Source organism: Streptomyces sp. NPDC092296, from assembly GCF_044755465.1.
GTDB lineage: Bacteria > Actinomycetota > Actinomycetes > Streptomycetales > Streptomycetaceae > Peterkaempfera.
Genome location: NZ_JBIVRB010000001.1, coordinates 1,476,217 through 1,490,414, shown reverse-complemented (window position 1 = coordinate 1,490,414; position 14,198 = coordinate 1,476,217). Strand labels below are relative to the sequence as shown.

17 protein-coding genes are annotated in these 14,198 nt (G+C 70.7%); 2 read left to right on the top strand and 15 right to left on the bottom strand.

The genetic code is table 11. The features are described 5' to 3' along the window. Positions 1–13: 13 nt before the first annotated feature. Together ACIQGZ_RS06905 and ACIQGZ_RS06900 are read right to left on the bottom strand one after the other, a co-directional pair. Positions 14–394, bottom strand: coding sequence for an STAS domain-containing protein (locus ACIQGZ_RS06905; protein ID WP_402599764.1), 381 nt, complete (start codon positions 392–394; stop codon positions 14–16). Between the two features lie 300 nt (positions 395–694). Beyond that, positions 695–1,552, bottom strand: a complete 858-nt coding sequence (locus ACIQGZ_RS06900; protein WP_402599763.1) for a 3-hydroxyacyl-CoA dehydrogenase family protein — start codon at positions 1,550–1,552, stop codon at positions 695–697. Positions 1,553–1,730: 178 nt separating this feature from the next. Here ACIQGZ_RS06900 and ACIQGZ_RS06895 point away from each other — a divergent pair, with 178 nt between their 5' ends. Continuing rightward, the gene (locus ACIQGZ_RS06895; protein ID WP_402599762.1) at positions 1,731–2,042 is read left to right on the top strand and encodes a hypothetical protein; all 312 of its coding nucleotides are present in this window, start codon (positions 1,731–1,733) and stop codon (positions 2,040–2,042) included. A 156-nt stretch (positions 2,043–2,198) separates the two neighbouring features. Here the strand turns inward: ACIQGZ_RS06895 and ACIQGZ_RS06890 are convergent, their stop codons facing one another. Then, on the bottom strand, positions 2,199–2,861 hold the full coding sequence (locus ACIQGZ_RS06890) for a response regulator (RefSeq protein WP_402599761.1): 663 nt from the start codon (positions 2,859–2,861) through the stop codon (positions 2,199–2,201). Then, positions 2,858–4,072 (bottom strand): sensor histidine kinase, encoded by a 1,215-nt coding sequence (locus tag ACIQGZ_RS06885; protein ID WP_402599760.1) that lies wholly within the window; start codon positions 4,070–4,072, stop codon positions 2,858–2,860. The genes ACIQGZ_RS06890 and ACIQGZ_RS06885 overlap by 4 nt, the downstream gene beginning before the upstream one ends. A 180-nt stretch (positions 4,073–4,252) precedes the next feature. On the opposite strand from ACIQGZ_RS06885, the gene ACIQGZ_RS06880 reads away from it, so the two are divergent. After that, positions 4,253–4,798, top strand: coding sequence for a Uma2 family endonuclease (locus ACIQGZ_RS06880; RefSeq protein WP_402599759.1), 546 nt, complete (start codon positions 4,253–4,255; stop codon positions 4,796–4,798). A 5-nt stretch (positions 4,799–4,803) separates the two neighbouring features. Here ACIQGZ_RS06880 and ACIQGZ_RS06875 read toward each other — a convergent pair whose 3' ends face one another. The 11 genes from ACIQGZ_RS06875 to ACIQGZ_RS06825 all read right to left on the bottom strand — a co-directional run bounded on the left by ACIQGZ_RS06875 (position 4,804) and on the right by ACIQGZ_RS06825 (position 14,091). Further along, on the bottom strand, positions 4,804–5,376 hold the full coding sequence (locus ACIQGZ_RS06875; RefSeq protein ID WP_402599758.1) for a cob(I)yrinic acid a,c-diamide adenosyltransferase: 573 nt from the start codon (positions 5,374–5,376) through the stop codon (positions 4,804–4,806). A 31-nt stretch (positions 5,377–5,407) separates the two neighbouring features. After that, positions 5,408–5,905 (bottom strand): DUF2550 domain-containing protein, encoded by a 498-nt coding sequence (locus ACIQGZ_RS06870; RefSeq protein ID WP_402599757.1) that lies wholly within the window; start codon positions 5,903–5,905, stop codon positions 5,408–5,410. A 163-nt stretch (positions 5,906–6,068) separates the two neighbouring features. Then, positions 6,069–6,446, bottom strand: a complete 378-nt coding sequence (locus ACIQGZ_RS06865) for a F0F1 ATP synthase subunit epsilon (RefSeq protein ID WP_402599756.1) — start codon at positions 6,444–6,446, stop codon at positions 6,069–6,071. 201 nt (positions 6,447–6,647) lie between these two features. Then, entirely contained in the window at positions 6,648–8,093 is a 1,446-nt protein-coding gene (gene atpD, locus ACIQGZ_RS06860; protein WP_402599755.1) for a F0F1 ATP synthase subunit beta, read from the bottom strand. Positions 8,094–8,097: 4 nt separating this feature from the next. Beyond that, positions 8,098–9,015 carry a F0F1 ATP synthase subunit gamma gene (locus ACIQGZ_RS06855; protein ID WP_402599754.1) on the bottom strand — a complete coding sequence of 306 codons (918 nt, stop codon included), beginning with the start codon at positions 9,013–9,015 and terminating at the stop codon, positions 8,098–8,100. Between the two features lie 27 nt (positions 9,016–9,042). Then, complete coding sequence (atpA, locus tag ACIQGZ_RS06850; RefSeq protein ID WP_402599753.1) at positions 9,043–10,617, bottom strand: F0F1 ATP synthase subunit alpha; 1,575 nt, start codon at positions 10,615–10,617, stop codon at positions 9,043–9,045. Positions 10,618–10,842: 225 nt separating this feature from the next. Next, a complete protein-coding gene (locus ACIQGZ_RS06845; protein ID WP_402599752.1) occupies positions 10,843–11,658 on the bottom strand; it encodes a F0F1 ATP synthase subunit delta in 816 nt (271 codons plus the stop codon). Then, the gene (locus ACIQGZ_RS06840) at positions 11,655–12,206 is read right to left on the bottom strand and encodes a F0F1 ATP synthase subunit B (RefSeq protein WP_402599751.1); all 552 of its coding nucleotides are present in this window, start codon (positions 12,204–12,206) and stop codon (positions 11,655–11,657) included. Before ACIQGZ_RS06840 ends, ACIQGZ_RS06845 begins: the two co-directional genes overlap by 4 nt. Before the next feature lie 40 nt (positions 12,207–12,246). Then, positions 12,247–12,489 carry an ATP synthase F0 subunit C gene (gene atpE, locus ACIQGZ_RS06835; RefSeq protein ID WP_402599750.1) on the bottom strand — a complete coding sequence of 81 codons (243 nt, stop codon included), beginning with the start codon at positions 12,487–12,489 and terminating at the stop codon, positions 12,247–12,249. An 81-nt stretch (positions 12,490–12,570) separates the two neighbouring features. Further along, positions 12,571–13,380, bottom strand: coding sequence for a F0F1 ATP synthase subunit A (gene atpB, locus ACIQGZ_RS06830; protein WP_402599749.1), 810 nt, complete (start codon positions 13,378–13,380; stop codon positions 12,571–12,573). Positions 13,381–13,650: 270 nt separating this feature from the next. Beyond that, positions 13,651–14,091: a hypothetical protein gene (locus tag ACIQGZ_RS06825; protein ID WP_402599748.1), complete on the bottom strand. Its 441-nt coding sequence runs from the start codon at positions 14,089–14,091 to the stop codon at positions 13,651–13,653. Between the last annotated feature and the right edge of the window lie 107 nt (positions 14,092–14,198).

Below are 14,198 nucleotides of genomic sequence, written 5' to 3'. Positions count from 1 at the left end.
GGCGGGGGTGCGCTCAGGCGCTGGCGGCGGCGGGCGCGGGCAGCGGCGCGGTGGCGGCGGCACCGGCGGCGGGCAGGGTGGCCCCGCCGGGCTCCCAGACCGCGCCCTCGATGGCCAGGATGCGGTGCAGCCGGGTGGCCACCAGCAGCCGCTGGAGCTGGCCGGGGACCGCGCGCAGCACCAGGCGGCGGCCGAGTCGGCCCGCCCGGCGGTGGGTTCCCATGATCACGCCGAGGCCGGTGGCGTCCCAGGAGTCCAACCGGCCGAGGTCCAGCACCAGATCCCCGTGGCCGCCGTCCACCGCCTCGTGCAGTACGGCTCGGGCGTCCGCGGCGGTGCGCACGTCGAGACGCCCCTCGACGGCCAGCTCGGCGTGGTCGCCCGTGATGCGCATGCCCCTTCTCCTCCGCTTTCCTCCCGCACGCCCCCGCGCGGCCGATGGTGAGGCCGCAGGTGTCCGTTCCGGTACTTCTCTGATCTGACGCAGGACCAGGTGTGCAGGTTCTGGCTCCCGGCGAAATCTGAAGCGAATTCACTCGTCCGGGGGAATATGAGCAGTTCCCTCACCGGCTCTTGCTCGATTACAGCCCATCCGACGCCGGATTAACCCCATCGTGGCTCAGGCGTGAGCAAGTTCACCCCGCAGGTGCGCGGCGGCGGGCGCCCGGCGGCACCGGGCGCCCGCCGCCGTCGGTCACTTCTTCTCGTACGGGTAGAAACCGCGCCCGCTCTTGCGCCCGAGGTCCCCTGCGGTCACCATTCGGGCCATGATCTCCGGCGGCGCGAATTTCTCGTCCTGGGTCTCGGTGTAGATGTTGCGGGTCGCGTTCAGCAGGATGTCCACCCCGGTGAGGTCAGCGGTGGCGAGCGGGCCCATCACATGCCCGAAGCCGAGTCGGCAGGCCGTGTCGATGTCCTCGGCGGACGCCACCCCGGACTCGTACAGCTTGACCGCCTCCATCACCAGCGCGGTGATCAGCCGGGTGGTGACGAACCCCGCCACGTCGCGGTTGACCACCACCACGGTCTTGCCGACGCCCTCGGCGAAGGCGCGCGCGGCGGCCAGCGTCTCGTCACTGGTCTTGTAGCCGCGTACCAGCTCGCAGAGCTGCATCATCGGCACCGGCGAGAAGAAGTGGGTGCCCACCACGCTCTCCGGCCGCTCGGTGACGGCGGCGATCCGGGTGATCGGGATGGCGGAGGTGTTGGTGGCCAGCACCGTGCCCTCACCGGCGATGCGGTCGAGGGCCCGGAAGACCTCCTGCTTGACCTCCAGCTGCTCGAAGACCGCCTCCACGATCAGATCGGCCCCGGCCACCGCGTCCAGGTCGGTGGTGGTGGTGATCCGGCCCAGCGCCGCCTCGGCGTCCTCGGCGGCCAGCTTGCCCTTGGCGACGAACCGCTCGTACGAGGCCCGGATGCCGCTCAGGCCACGGGCCAGGGCCTCCTCGGTGACATCCCGCAGTACCACCTCGTACCCGGCCTGCGCCGAGACCTGGGCGATACCGGAACCCATCAGGCCCGCGCCGACGACGGCGATCCTCTTGCTCACGCTGCTCCTCCCGGAACCGGTCCGGCCTGCGGCCCGGGGCAGGGGTCACCTCCCGAGCCGCGCCGCTCTGGCCGGACTCTAACGCCGTGCGCGGCGCTGTGGTGACAATGGAAGGTGTGATCTCCGTCCGGTTCTCCCGCCGGACGGGCGGCCGCCGGGCGCGGGAGGTGGGAAGCCGGTGAACAGCCTCGGCCCATTCCTCGGGCTGCTGGTGGCGATGGCCGTGGTGGGGGTGCTGGTCCTGCTGCTCCGCTGGACCTTCGGCACCGGGAAGTCGCTGGTCTCCCGGGCGCCGCGTACGGGCGCCCCCGGCGAGTACGGCCTGCTGGTGAGCGTGGCCGCGCCGCACACCGCCGAGGAGGCCCAGCGGCTGACCCGGCTGCTGGACGCCGCCGGCATCCGCAGCACCCTGGTCCACACCACCCAGGGCCCCCGCGTCATGGTCTGGCCCGACGACGCCCCCCGCGCCCGCACCGTCCTCGCCCCCTGAACGACCCCGCCCACCCAGGGGCGCGAACAACCCCACCCCCACTTACCCAGGGGCGCGAGGAACTGCGCGAACAACCCCCACCCACCCACACGCAACACCCCGACCTCAAGCCCTCACCCACCCGCACCCAACACCCGCCCCCACCCGACCACCCCCTCACTCCCCCGGCACCAACCCCAGATCCTGCGCCAGAATCGCCGCCTGCACCCGACTCCCCAACCCCAGCTTGGCCAGAATCCGGCTGACATGCGTCTTCGCCGTCGCCTCCGCCATCGACAGCCGCGCAGCGATCCCCGCATTGGACAGCCCCTGCCCGACCCAGCCCAACACCTCCCGCTCCCGTGGCGTCAACTGCTCCAGCGCCCCCCGCCGCACCCCCGGCTCCACACCCCCGCCCCGCCGGGCGAACGCCCCGATCAGCCGCCGCGTGACGGACGGCGCCAGCATGCCGTCCCCCCGGGCCACCGTACGCACCCCCTCGACCAGGGTCTCCGCCTCCAGGTCCTTGAGCAGAAAGCCCGCCGCCCCCGCCCGCAGCGCCCCGAAGACGTACTCGTCCAGGTCGAAGGTGGTCAGCACCAGCACCTGCCCCGCCCCGGCCGCCACCACCCGGCGGGTCGCCGCCACCCCGTCCAGCCGGGGCATCTGAATGTCCATCAGCACCACGTCCGGCCGCAGTTCGAGCGCCAGCCGCACCGCCTCCTCCCCGTCCCCGGCCTCACCGACCACCAGCAGGTCCGGCTCCGCCCGCAGGATCATCACCAGTGCCGCCCGCACCGTGCTCTGGTCCTCCGCGACCAGCACCCGGATCGTCGTCATGCCTCGTCCAGCCCCTCTCCCGGGTCCATCGGCAGCACCGCCCGGACCACCCACCGGCTGCCCTCCGGCCCGGCCGTGAAGCGGCCGCCGAGCAGCGCCGCCCGCTCCGCCATACCCACCAGCCCGGCCCCGGCGCCCGGCAGCTCCCGGCCGCCACCCGGTTCGTACGCGCTCTCCACCAGCACCGTCACGGCCTCCGGCCGGTAGTCGAGCCGCAGCCGCACCTCGCCGGGCGCGGCGTGCTTGAGCGCGTTGGTGAGCGACTCCTGGACGATCCGGTACGCCGCCAGCTCCACCGGCGCGGGCAGCCCCTCGCGCGCCCCCTGCTCCACCGCGCTGAAGGTGAGCCGGTCACCGCGCCCGGCCGACCGGGCATGCTCCAGCAGCGCGCCCAGCGCCTCCAGCCGGGGCGTGGCCCAGGAGTCGTCCGCCTCGCCGCCGCCCGAGGAGCGCAGCAGCCCGATCACCCGCCGCATCTCGGCCAGGCCCTGGACGCTGCTCTCCCGGATCATGCCGAGCGCCTGGAGCACCGGATCGCCGTCCCCGCCGTACGCCTGCCCCCGCCGCACCAGGGACTGCGCACCGGTGGCGTGGATGGCGATGGCGGAGAGGTGGTTGGCGACCATGTCGTGCAGCTCGCGGGCCATCCGGGCCCGCTCCGCGACCACCGCCTCCCGCCGGTCCATCTCGGCCAGCAGCGCCGTCTGCTCGGCCCGCAGCCGCTCGGCCACCGCCGTCTCGCGGTGCCGGCGGACGATGTCGCCGGTCCACACCGGCGCGATCAGCACCAGGCCGCACAGCACGGCCACCAGCAGGGCCCCGGTCGCGGTGGTGCGCAGAAAGGCGAGGAGGGTCAGCACCAGCGTGGCGGCGCCGCCGGCCAGGTGCAGCACGGCGGACGTCCGGCGGTCGCGGTAGACCACGGCCGCGTACAGCACATCGGTGTACATCACCACGGTGGCCAGCACCGAGCCGGCCAGGACGTCTCCGATCAGCGCCACCGCGCCGACGCTCACCGCCCACACCGGGCGGCTGCTGCGCATCAGCTCGGCCCCGGCCATCGCCAGCAGCGGCAGCACCGCGACCCAGCGCGGCGCGGCGCCCGCGCCGACCGTGCCCGCCGCGACCAGCAGCAGCCCCACGCACAGCCCGAGGGCGGCGATCAGCGCATCCCGCGTCCGGGGCGCGACGCTCGGCAGACGCTTCAGCACTCCGCCATCCCCCACTCCCACCCACCTCCCAGGCCCTTCCCGGCAGGTACGGCCGGGCGTACCCGCCCTGCGCCGTACGGGTGACCCGGCCCGGCTGGGCTCGTTGTCCCTTTACGCTGCGGGTGATGTGCTGGTGAGCACCGGGACCCCTCTCCGCAAGCAACGACCGAGGAGCACGCCATGGCCACCAACGGAAGCCTCGCAGCGTTCTTCGACACCTACGACTTTCCGGAAGAGGTTCGCGTGGAGTTCATCGACGGCGAGATCATCATGCAGGCCCATCCCATGGCACTGCACGACTATGTGGGTCGCGTCTTCGTCCGTACGGTCCCCGAGCCCTTCGAGGCGTGGAACGAGCGCGGCATCGAGTTGGGCAAGGAGGACAAGCCCAAGCCCGATGTGGTGATCATCCGCTCGGGCGACTGGTCCGATGAGATGCGCGAGTTCCCCGCCTCGATCCTGCTGGCGGTGGTGGAAACGGTCTCCACCGGCCGGGTCGCCATCCGGCGCGACTACGAGGACAAGCGGCTCAAGTACCAGGAGGCGGGTATTCCGGTGTACGCCCTGGTCGATCCCAACACCGGCGAGTGGACCGTCCTGGCCCTGGGGACCGACGGTGTGTACGCCGAACACAGCCGGGGCGTCTTCGGTGAGCCCATCCGACTGCCGGCGCCGCTGGACTTCACGATCCCGACCACCGGGTTCCACCGCTACCCGGCGAAGTAACCCGCTCAGCGGTTCTCCCCCGGGACCCAGAGGACGTCGCCGCGCTCCTTGTTGGCGACCCGGGCCAGGATGAACAGCAGGTCGGAGAGGCGGTTGAGGTACTTGGCAGTCAGCGGGTTGACGCTGTCGCCGTGCAGCTCGATCGCCGCCCAGGTGGACCGCTCGGCGCGGCGGACGACGGTGCAGGCCAGGTGGAGGTGGGCGGCGCCGGGGGTGCCGCCGGGGAGGATGAAGCTGCGCAGCTTCTCCAACTGCTCCAGATAGTCGTCGCAGTCCTGCTCCAGCCGGTCGACGTACGACTGGAGCACCCGCAGCGGCGGGTACTTCGGCTCGGCCACGACCGGGGTGGCCAGATCGGCGCCGACGTCGAAGAGGTCGTTCTGCACCCGGGTGAGCACGGCGGACACGCCCTCGGAGAGGCCGCCCACCGCCAGCGCCACCCCGATCGCCGCATTGGCCTCGTTGCTGTCGGCGTAGGCGATCAGCCGGGGGTCGGTCTTGGTGGTGCGGCTCATGTCGCCCAGCGCGGTGGTGCCGTCGTCGCCGGTACGGGTGTAGATCCGGGTGAGGTTGACCATGGCCGCAGCGTACCCAGCGGCAGCACGGCTGTCAGGCGACGTTGACCCGCTGGCCGGGCGGGGCGGCCTCCAGCCAGGCGAGGAAGCCGGTCAGCGCGTCCTCGCTCATGGCCAGCTCCAGCGGGGCGCCCCGGTGCAGGCAGCGCAGCACCACCGAGCCGGAGAGCAGCGCCAGCTCCTCCTGCCCGGCGGGGTAGCGGCGGCCCAGCACCTCGATCTCGGCCCGCGGCAGCACCCGGCGCGGGCGCGGCGCGTAGGAGAAGACCCGGAACCACTCGATGCTGTCGCCGCTGTAGCGGGAGATACCGAAAACCCACCCCTTGCCGTCGACCGGGGAGGTCGGGGCGGGGGCGGGCTCGTCGTCGGAGAGGGGCGGCGCTACGGCCGCATGGACCGGCATCTTGAGTCGAAGGCTGCAGTCGAAGGTGCCGCCGACCCGCTGGATCAACCGGCGTCGCAGCGCGAAGACGACCAGGCCGACCACGCCGACCGCGACGACGACCGCACACACCACAAGGGCGAGGACCATGCCCACCAACCTCCTCGCCTAGCGCTTCCCCGGGGTGACGCCGGTGCAAAGGTCCTGCGCACCCGCTACCCATATCAACCGATGCGGCGGTCCCGGGGTCACTGTCGAAGCGTCCCCGGGACCGCCGGTCAAGCTCTGTTCCTCGCCACGTACGCGCGCGGCCTCAGGCGGCCTTGCGCGACGCGGCCACCAGCCGTACCTCGGCGCGGCGCTCGGCGTGGGCGTCGGTCTCGGTCCGCGCCCGGTCCAGCGCGCGCTCGGCGCGGGCGACATCGATCTCGTCCGCCAGCTCCGCGATCTCCGCGAGCAGGGACAGCTTGTTGTCCGCGAACGAGATGAAGCCCCCGTGCACGGCGGCGATGACGGCGCCGCCGTCCGCCTGGCGGATGGTGACCGGGCCGGACTCCAGCACGCTCAGCACCGGGGTGTGGCCCGGCTGGATGCCGATGTCACCGGACGCGGTCCGGGCGACGACGATGGTGGCCGCACCGGACCACACCTTGCGGTCGGCCGCGACCAGCTCGACGTGCAGCTCAGCCAACGTTGGCTCCTCGGATCGTGGAACCGCCCGATGGACGGGTGGTCCCGGTAAGAATAACGGCCCGCTCCTCCCCGGCCGAAACCGGAGGGGTGGGGATGGCCGGAAGCCGGCCTGCTGCGGCGGTGGTGCGCGGAGAGGGGCGGTCCCCGGTCCCCCAGGGCCCGCCCCTCTCCACTGTCACTGCCGCGACCTGCCCGCTGCCTACTTCTTCAGCAGCTCGGCTGCGTTGCGCTCCAGGTCGTCGATGCCGCCGCACATGAAGAACGCCTGCTCCGGGACGTGGTCGTACGTGCCGTCCGCGATCGCGTTGAAGGCCTCGATGGTCTCCGACAGCGGCACGGTCGAACCGTCGACACCGGTGAACTGCTTCGCCACGTAGGTGTTCTGCGAGAGGAAGCGCTCGATCCGGCGGGCACGCTGGACGGTGAGCTTGTCCTCCTCGCCCAGCTCGTCCATGCCGAGGATGGCGATGATGTCCTGGAGGTCCTTGTACTTCTGCAGGATGCCCTTGACCCGCAGCGCGGTGTCGTAGTGGTCCTGCGCGATGTAGCGCGGGTCCAGGATGCGGGACGAGGAGTCCAGCGGGTCGACCGCGGGGTAGATGCCCTTCTCCGAGATCGGCCGCGAAAGCACGGTCGTCGCGTCGAGGTGGGCGAAGGTGGTGGCCGGGGCCGGGTCGGTCAGGTCGTCCGCAGGGACGTAGATCGCCTGCATGGAGGTGATCGAGTGACCCCGGGTCGAGGTGATGCGCTCCTGGAGGAGGCCCATCTCGTCGGCCAGGTTCGGCTGGTAGCCCACCGCGGAGGGCATCCGGCCGAGCAGGGTCGACACCTCGGAACCGGCCTGGGTGAACCGGAAGATGTTGTCGATGAAGAGCAGCACGTCCTGCTGCTGCACATCGCGGAAGTACTCGGCCATGGTGAGCGCCGAGAGCGCGACGCGCAGCCGGGTGCCCGGCGGCTCGTCCATCTGGCCGAAGACCAGCGCGGTCTTGTCCAGCACGCCCGAGTCCACCATCTCGTGGATCAGGTCGTTGCCCTCACGGGTGCGCTCGCCCACACCGGCGAAGACCGACACACCGCCGAAGTTCTCGGCGACGCGGTAGATCATCTCCTGGATGAGCACGGTCTTGCCGACGCCGGCGCCGCCGAACAGGCCGATCTTGCCACCCGTGACATACGGGGTGAGCAGGTCAATGACCTTGATGCCGGTCTCGAACATCTCGGTCTTCGACTCGAGCTGGTCGAAGTTGGGCGCCTTGCGGTGGATCGGCCAGCGGGTCTCGACCTGGGCCTCGAACTCCGCGCGGTCGGTGTTCAGCACCTCACCGAGGGCGTTGAAGACCTTGCCCTTGGTGATGTCGCCGACCGGGACGGAGATCGCCGCACCGGTGTCGGTGACACCGGCGCCGCGGACCAGGCCGTCGGTGGGCTGCATGGAGATGGCGCGGACCAGGCCGTCGCCCAGGTGCTGGGCGACCTCGAGGGTCAGCGTCTTGCGGCCGGTGCCGTCGGGCGCGTCGATCTCGACGTGCAGCGCGTTGAACATCTCCGGCATCGCGTCGACGGGGAACTCCACGTCGACGACCGGGCCGATGACCCGCGCGACGCGGCCCGTCGCCGTGGCCGTCTCAACAGTGGCGGTCATATTGTCAGTCACTCCCCGCGCTAGCGTCGGCCAGGGCGTTCGCGCCACCGACGATCTCGCTGATTTCCTGGGTGATCTCGGCCTGGCGGGCCGAGTTGGCAAGCCGCGTGAGCGACTTGATGAGCTCCTCCGCGTTGTCCGTCGCGGACTTCATCGCACGCCGCCGGGCGGCGTGCTCCGAAGCTGCCGACTGGAGCAGCGCGTTGTAGATCCGGCTCTCGACGTACCGGGGCAGCAGCGCGTCCAGCACGCCCTCCGCCGACGGCTCGAAGTCGTAGAGCGGGAAGACCTCCGTGCGGGAGGTCTCCTCGCCGCCACCCACCTCGTCGAGGTGCAGCGGCAGCAGCCGGGCGTCCACCGCGTTCTGCGTCAGCATGGACACGAACTCGGTCGACACGATGTGGAGCTCGTCCACTCCGCCGTCCGCCGTCTCCGTGGTGAACGCCTTGATCAGCGCGCTCGCGACGGCCTTGGCGTCCCCGTACGTCGGCTTGTCCGAGAAGCCGGTCCACGACTGCGCGACCTCACGGCCCCGGAAGTTGTAGTACGCGACGCCCTTGCGGCCGACGATGTACGACACCACCTCCTTGCCCTCCGCCCGGAGGCGCTCGGTGAGCACCGCCGCGGTCTTGAGGGCGTTGGAGGAGTAACCGCCGGCCAGGCCGCGGTCCGCAGTGACCACCAGCACCGCGGCGCGCACGGCGTCGGGGTTCTCGGTGGTCAGCGGGTGCTTGGCGTTGGACCGGGTCGCGACCGCGGTCACCGCGCGGGTGAGCTCACTCGCGTACGGGGTGGAGGCGGCCACCGCGCGCTGCGCCTTGACGATGCGCGACGCGGAGATCATCTCCATCGCCTTGGTGATCTTCTTGGTCGCGGAGACGGAGCGGATCCGGCGCTTGTAGACCCGAAGCTGGGCTCCCATGGGTCGTTACGTCCTTTCCGTCCGGCTTCAGGCCGACTCGCCGAGCAGCTTGCCCTCGGAGGTCTCGAAGCCCTGCTTGAAGGAGGTGATCGCGGCGGTCAGCGCGTCCGTGGTGCCGTCCTCGAGCTTGCCGGTCTCCACGATGGCGGAGAGCAGTTCCTTGTGCTCCACCCGAAGGCTGCTGAGGAACTCGCGCTCGAAGCGGCGGATGTCCGCCACCGGGACGTCGTCCAGCCTGCCGCTGGTACCGGCCCAGATGGAGACGACCTGCTCCTCGACCGGGAACGGCGCGTACTGGGCCTGCTTCAGCAGCTCGACCATGCGCGCACCGCGCTCCAGCTGGGCCTTGGAGGCCGCGTCCAGGTCGGAGCCGAAGGCGGCGAACGCCTCCAGCTCACGGAACTGGGCCAGGTCCAGGCGAAGGCGGCCGGCGACCGACTTCATGGCCTTGATCTGGGCGGAGCCACCGACTCGGGAGACCGAGATACCGACGTTCACGGCCGGGCGGACGCCGGCGTTGAACAGGTCGGACTCCAGGAAGCACTGGCCGTCGGTGATCGAGATGACGTTGGTCGGGATGTACGCCGAGACGTCGTTGGCCTTGGTCTCGATGATCGGCAGACCGGTCATCGAGCCGGCACCCAGCTCGTCGGAGAGCTTGGCGCAGCGCTCCAGCAGGCGGGAGTGCAGGTAGAAGACGTCACCCGGGTACGCCTCGCGGCCCGGCGGGCGGCGCAGCAGCAGGGAGACGGAGCGGTAGGCCTCGGCCTGCTTCGACAGGTCGTCGAAGACGATCAGGACGTGCTTGCCGTCGTACATCCACTCCTGGCCGATGGCGGAGCCGGTGTAGGGGGCCAGGTACTTGAAGCCCGCCGGGTCCGACGCCGGGGCGGCGACGATGGTGGTGTACTCCAGCGCGCCGGCCTCCTCCAGGGCGCCGCGCACGGACGCGATGGTGGAGCCCTTCTGGCCGATGGCGACGTAGACGCAGCGGACCTGCTTCTTCGGGTCGCCGGAGCGCCAGTTGTCACGCTGGTTGATGATCGTGTCGATCGCCACCGCGGTCTTGCCGGTCTGGCGGTCGCCGATGATCAGCTGGCGCTGACCACGGCCGATCGGGGTCATCGCGTCGATGGCCTTGATGCCGGTCTGCAGCGGCTCGTGGACCGACTTGCGGGCCATCACGCCGGGGGCCTGGAGCTCCAGGGCGCGGCGGCCGGTGGACTCGATCGCGCCGAGGCCGTCGATCGGGTTGCCCAGCGGGTCGACCACGCGGCCGAGGTAGCCCTCGCCGACCGGTACGGACAGCACCTCGCCGGTGCGGCGGACCGTCTGGCCCTCCTCGATGCCGCTGAAGTCGCCGAGGACGACGACGCCGATCTCGCGGTCCTCAAGGTTCAGCGCGAGGCCGAGGGTGCCGTCCTCGAACTTCAGCAGCTCGCTGGCCATGGCCGAGGGAAGGCCCTGGACCTTGGCGATGCCGTCCATCGCCTCGCTGACCGTGCCGACCTCTTCGCGCGAGGCGGCGTCCGGCTGGTACGACTGGACGAAGTCCGCCAGCGCGTCCCGGATCTCCTCCGGCCGGATCGTGAGCTCCGCCATCTGGGTTCCCTGCTCTCCTAGGTTGCGATCCTCGGCCCGCCCTTGGAGGGCCGCAAACATAGCTTGCCGTCTTCGGGGGGCGCTCTCCGGACCGTCTGCCGCCGGGAGGCGGCGGCTGGTCCGAGGGCGTCCCCCGGGGGGCACGGCTTCGATCCTCGGCCGGTGGTGTGCAAGACCGGCCGTACGTTGTCCCGACCGAGGGTCGGATGTGGGCCTGAGGGGCGGTCAGCCCTCCAGGCCCTGCCGGGCACCTTCCAGCCGGCTGGCCACGGTGCCGTCGATGATCTCGTCACCGATCTCCACCCGGACGCCGCCCAGGACCTCGGGGTCGATGTCGATGTTCAGGTGGACCTGGCGGCCGTAGATCCTGGCCAGCGCGCCGGCGAGCCGACCGCGCTGCCCCTCGGACATCGGCACGGCGGTGGTCACCAGGGCCACCACCCGGCCGCGCCGGGAGGCTGCGAGCTTGGAGTACGTCTCCAGCCCCTGCTCCAGGCTACGTCCACGCGGGTGCGAGACCAGGGCGACGACCAGCCGCACGGTGGCCGGGTTGGCACGGCCGCCCAGCAGCGACCGCACCAGCTCGGCCTTGGCGGCGGGGCCGGCCTTGGGCTCGCTGAGTGCGGCGCGCAGCTCGGCGGAGCCGGCGACGACGCGGCCGAACCGGAACAGCTCGTCCTCGACGTCGTCCAGCGCACCGGACTTGTCGGCCGCGATGACTTCCGCGTACGAGGCCAGCTGCTCGGTGGCGTCCGCCAGGTCGCGAGGGCTGGACCAGCGGGAGCGGACCAGGCCGGAGACCAGGTCCACCGTCTCGCCGGAGACCTGGCCGGTCAGCAGCGAGCCGACCAGCGTGGCCTTGTCCTGCCCGGACCGCGCCGGGTCGGTGAGGACCCGGCGCAGCGACACCTCGCGGTCGAGCAGCGTGGTGACGGCCGAGAGCTCCTCACCGAGCCTGACGGCGTCCACCGAGGTGGAGTCGGTCAGGCTTTCGAGGTTCTCCCGGGCCGCGGCGAGCGCCTCGCGGCTGGCGCCGATCACTTGACCGCGCCTTCCGCGACGGTGGCCTTGGCCTCGAGCTCGTCCAGGAAGCGGTCGATGATCCCGCTCTGCCGGGCGGAGTCCTGGAGGGACTCGCCGACGATGCGGGAGGCCAGCTCGGTGGCGAGCGCGCCGACGTCGTGCCGGAGCACGGCGGTGGCCTGCTTGCGGTCGGCCTCGATCTGGGCGTGGCCGGCGGTGACGATGGCTTCCCGCTGGCGCTGGCCCTCCTCGCGCATCTCGGTGATCAGCACGGCGCCCTGCTCGCGGGCGTGCTCGGTGATCCGAGCGGCCTCGTGGCGCGCGTCGGCGAGCTCGGCGCGGTACTGCTCCAGGGTGCGCTGGGCCTCGGCCTGCGCCTCCTCGGCCCGCTCGAGGCCGCCCTCGATCGCGTCCCGGCGCTCCGACAGCACCTTCTCGATGCTGGGGAGGAGCTTCTTGCCGAGGAACCCGAAGACGATGAAGAAGCAGATCAGGCCGATGATGAGCTCCGGCCACGCGGGAAGGAGAGGGTTCTCCGCCTCCGCGGCTTCAGCCAGGAAGTTCATATCTGGACCTTTCGTCTGAAGGGGGCTGCCGGGCGCCTGATTACTTGGGGCCCTGGCCGAAGACGAACGGCATGACGATGCCGATCAGGGCCAGCGCCTCGGTGAGCGCGAAGCCGATGAACATGTTGGAGCGGATGAGACCGGCGGCCTCGGGCTGGCGGGCCATCGCCTGGACGCCGTTGCCGAAGATCAGACCGACGCCGATGCCGGGGCCGATGGCCGCGAGGCCGTAACCGATGGAGGCGACGGAGCCGTAAACGCCAACGGCGGCGAGGATGCTCATTTCAGCTGTCCTTTGCGGATAGTGAGCCGGTGGTGGTTGGCCACCGGACGACTGCGGGGAGGGGAGGAAGGTCTGCGGGTCTCAGTGCGCTTCTTCGAGCGCGCCGGAGATGTAGCTGCTGGCAAGCATCACGAAGATGTAAGCCTGGAGGAACTGGATCAGCAGCTCGAACGCGGTGAGCCCGAGGGTCACCACGAAGGAGGCGCCGGCGTACAGCGCGCCCACGCTGGGGGTGAGCAGGTACCAGGAGGCGATCGAGAACATCACGATCAGCAGGTGACCGGCGAACATGTTGGCGAAGAGCCGGACCGCCAGCGTGAAGGGCCGGACGAAGATGTTCGAGAAGAACTCGATCGGCACCAGGAGGAACATGACCCAGCCGGGGATGCCCGAGGGCCAGCAGAGGTTCTTCAGACCGCCGACGAAGCCGTGCTTCTTGAAGGTCAGCGTCATGTAGGTGATCCAGACGACGGCCGCGAGGCCGGCCGGGAAAGCGATCTTCGACGTCACCGGGAACTGGGCGAACGGGATGATCGACATCACGTTCATGATCCAGACGAAGAAGAACAGCGACACCATCATCGGGACGTACTTCTGTCCCTTCTTGCCGATGGAGTCCAGCACGATGGAGCGCTTGACGAAGTCGTAACCGATCTCGCCGACGAGCTGCATCTTCCCCGGGACCAGCTTCGGCCGGGCGAAGGCCGCCCAGAAGAAGCCGATCACGGCCAGCATGGCGATGACCGACAGCAGCATCGGCTTGTTGACCTCGACGCTGCCCACCGTGAAGAGCGGCTCGAAGTTGAACGTGTGCAGACCGGGGGCCGGGAAGCCACAAGAGTTCAGGTGGCAGTCGGCCTCAGAGGCGAGCTGCGTGAGTGCACTACTCACCACGGACTCCTTCGTCGTGACGCATGGAAACGGCAACCTCGGTGTGTCGGCGTGACCTTGGGCCACGGGGCGGCACTGGGACTAGTCGGTGAAATCGCGGGTCGTGCGAGAGCCCGGAAACGAGTTCGGGGGGCGATCCGTCCGCTGAACGTGGACACGTTGAGCGGAGAGACCAGGCCGCATCCCGTACCCGGTGTCGTCCCGGACGATAGCAGTCCGGCCGGGGGGCCTGAACACCGCCCCCCTCCCTCGGGAGAGGGACGTCCGGTGTCATGAGCGGCGTTCCGACTCGGCCTCTCGCGGGCGTTCGGAAGGAGCCTCGGGCACCACGTACAGCAGCTTGGCCTTCAGCGCGGCACGGACCTGGCCTGCGGTCCAGATGAGCGCGCAGCCCAGCAGGGTGAAGGCGAAGACCCTGGTCTCGAAGAGGGTGGTGTTCTTGAAGACGGCCAGCACGATACCCACCAGCAGAATCTGGGTGGTATAGACCATGAGGCCGGCGGCCATGAAGATCTGCGGGTTGTTCCGCGTGAGGCGGTCCAGCGCGACCTGGCCGAAGCTGAAGAAACCCACCACCAGCAGCACGGCGAAGAGCGCACCCAGCAGACCCTTGCCACCGGCGACCGCAGCGGCGATCGCGATGGCGACGATTCCGGCGGCCGCGGTGGGGACCGCGGCGGCACGCAGAATCCGGGCGTCGTGGGACGGCATGTCGGCAACTCCGGCGGCATGTCGGGAGAACGGGGGGACGTGCAGTGGTGAAGACATGATCAAAGACCGGGGTGAAGGCGCCACTTGGAGCCGAGCAGGCCCCTCAT

What these genes read in the sequence shown, in the direction of transcription:
- ACIQGZ_RS06905 (WP_402599764.1), bottom strand. Translation starts at nt 394, where the DNA reads ATGCGCATCACGGGCGACCACGCCGAGCTGGCCGTCGAGGGGCGTCTC.
- ACIQGZ_RS06890 (WP_402599761.1), bottom strand. Translation starts at nt 2,861, where the DNA reads ATGACGACGATCCGGGTGCTGGTCGCGGAGGACCAGAGCACGGTGCGG.
- ACIQGZ_RS06880 (WP_402599759.1), top strand. Translation starts at nt 4,253, where the DNA reads ATGGCCACCAACGGAAGCCTCGCAGCGTTCTTCGACACCTACGACTTT.
- ACIQGZ_RS06875 (WP_402599758.1), bottom strand. Translation starts at nt 5,376, where the DNA reads ATGGTCAACCTCACCCGGATCTACACCCGTACCGGCGACGACGGCACC.
- ACIQGZ_RS06870 (WP_402599757.1), bottom strand. Translation starts at nt 5,905, where the DNA reads ATGGTCCTCGCCCTTGTGGTGTGTGCGGTCGTCGTCGCGGTCGGCGTG.
- atpD (WP_402599755.1), bottom strand. Translation starts at nt 8,093, where the DNA reads ATGACCGCCACTGTTGAGACGGCCACGGCGACGGGCCGCGTCGCGCGG.
- ACIQGZ_RS06855 (WP_402599754.1), bottom strand. Translation starts at nt 9,015, where the DNA reads ATGGGAGCCCAGCTTCGGGTCTACAAGCGCCGGATCCGCTCCGTCTCC.
- atpA (WP_402599753.1), bottom strand. Translation starts at nt 10,617, where the DNA reads ATGGCGGAGCTCACGATCCGGCCGGAGGAGATCCGGGACGCGCTGGCG.
- ACIQGZ_RS06840 (WP_402599751.1), bottom strand. Translation starts at nt 12,206, where the DNA reads ATGAACTTCCTGGCTGAAGCCGCGGAGGCGGAGAACCCTCTCCTTCCC.
- atpE (WP_402599750.1), bottom strand. Translation starts at nt 12,489, where the DNA reads ATGAGCATCCTCGCCGCCGTTGGCGTTTACGGCTCCGTCGCCTCCATC.
- ACIQGZ_RS06825 (WP_402599748.1), bottom strand. Translation starts at nt 14,091, where the DNA reads ATGCCGTCCCACGACGCCCGGATTCTGCGTGCCGCCGCGGTCCCCACC.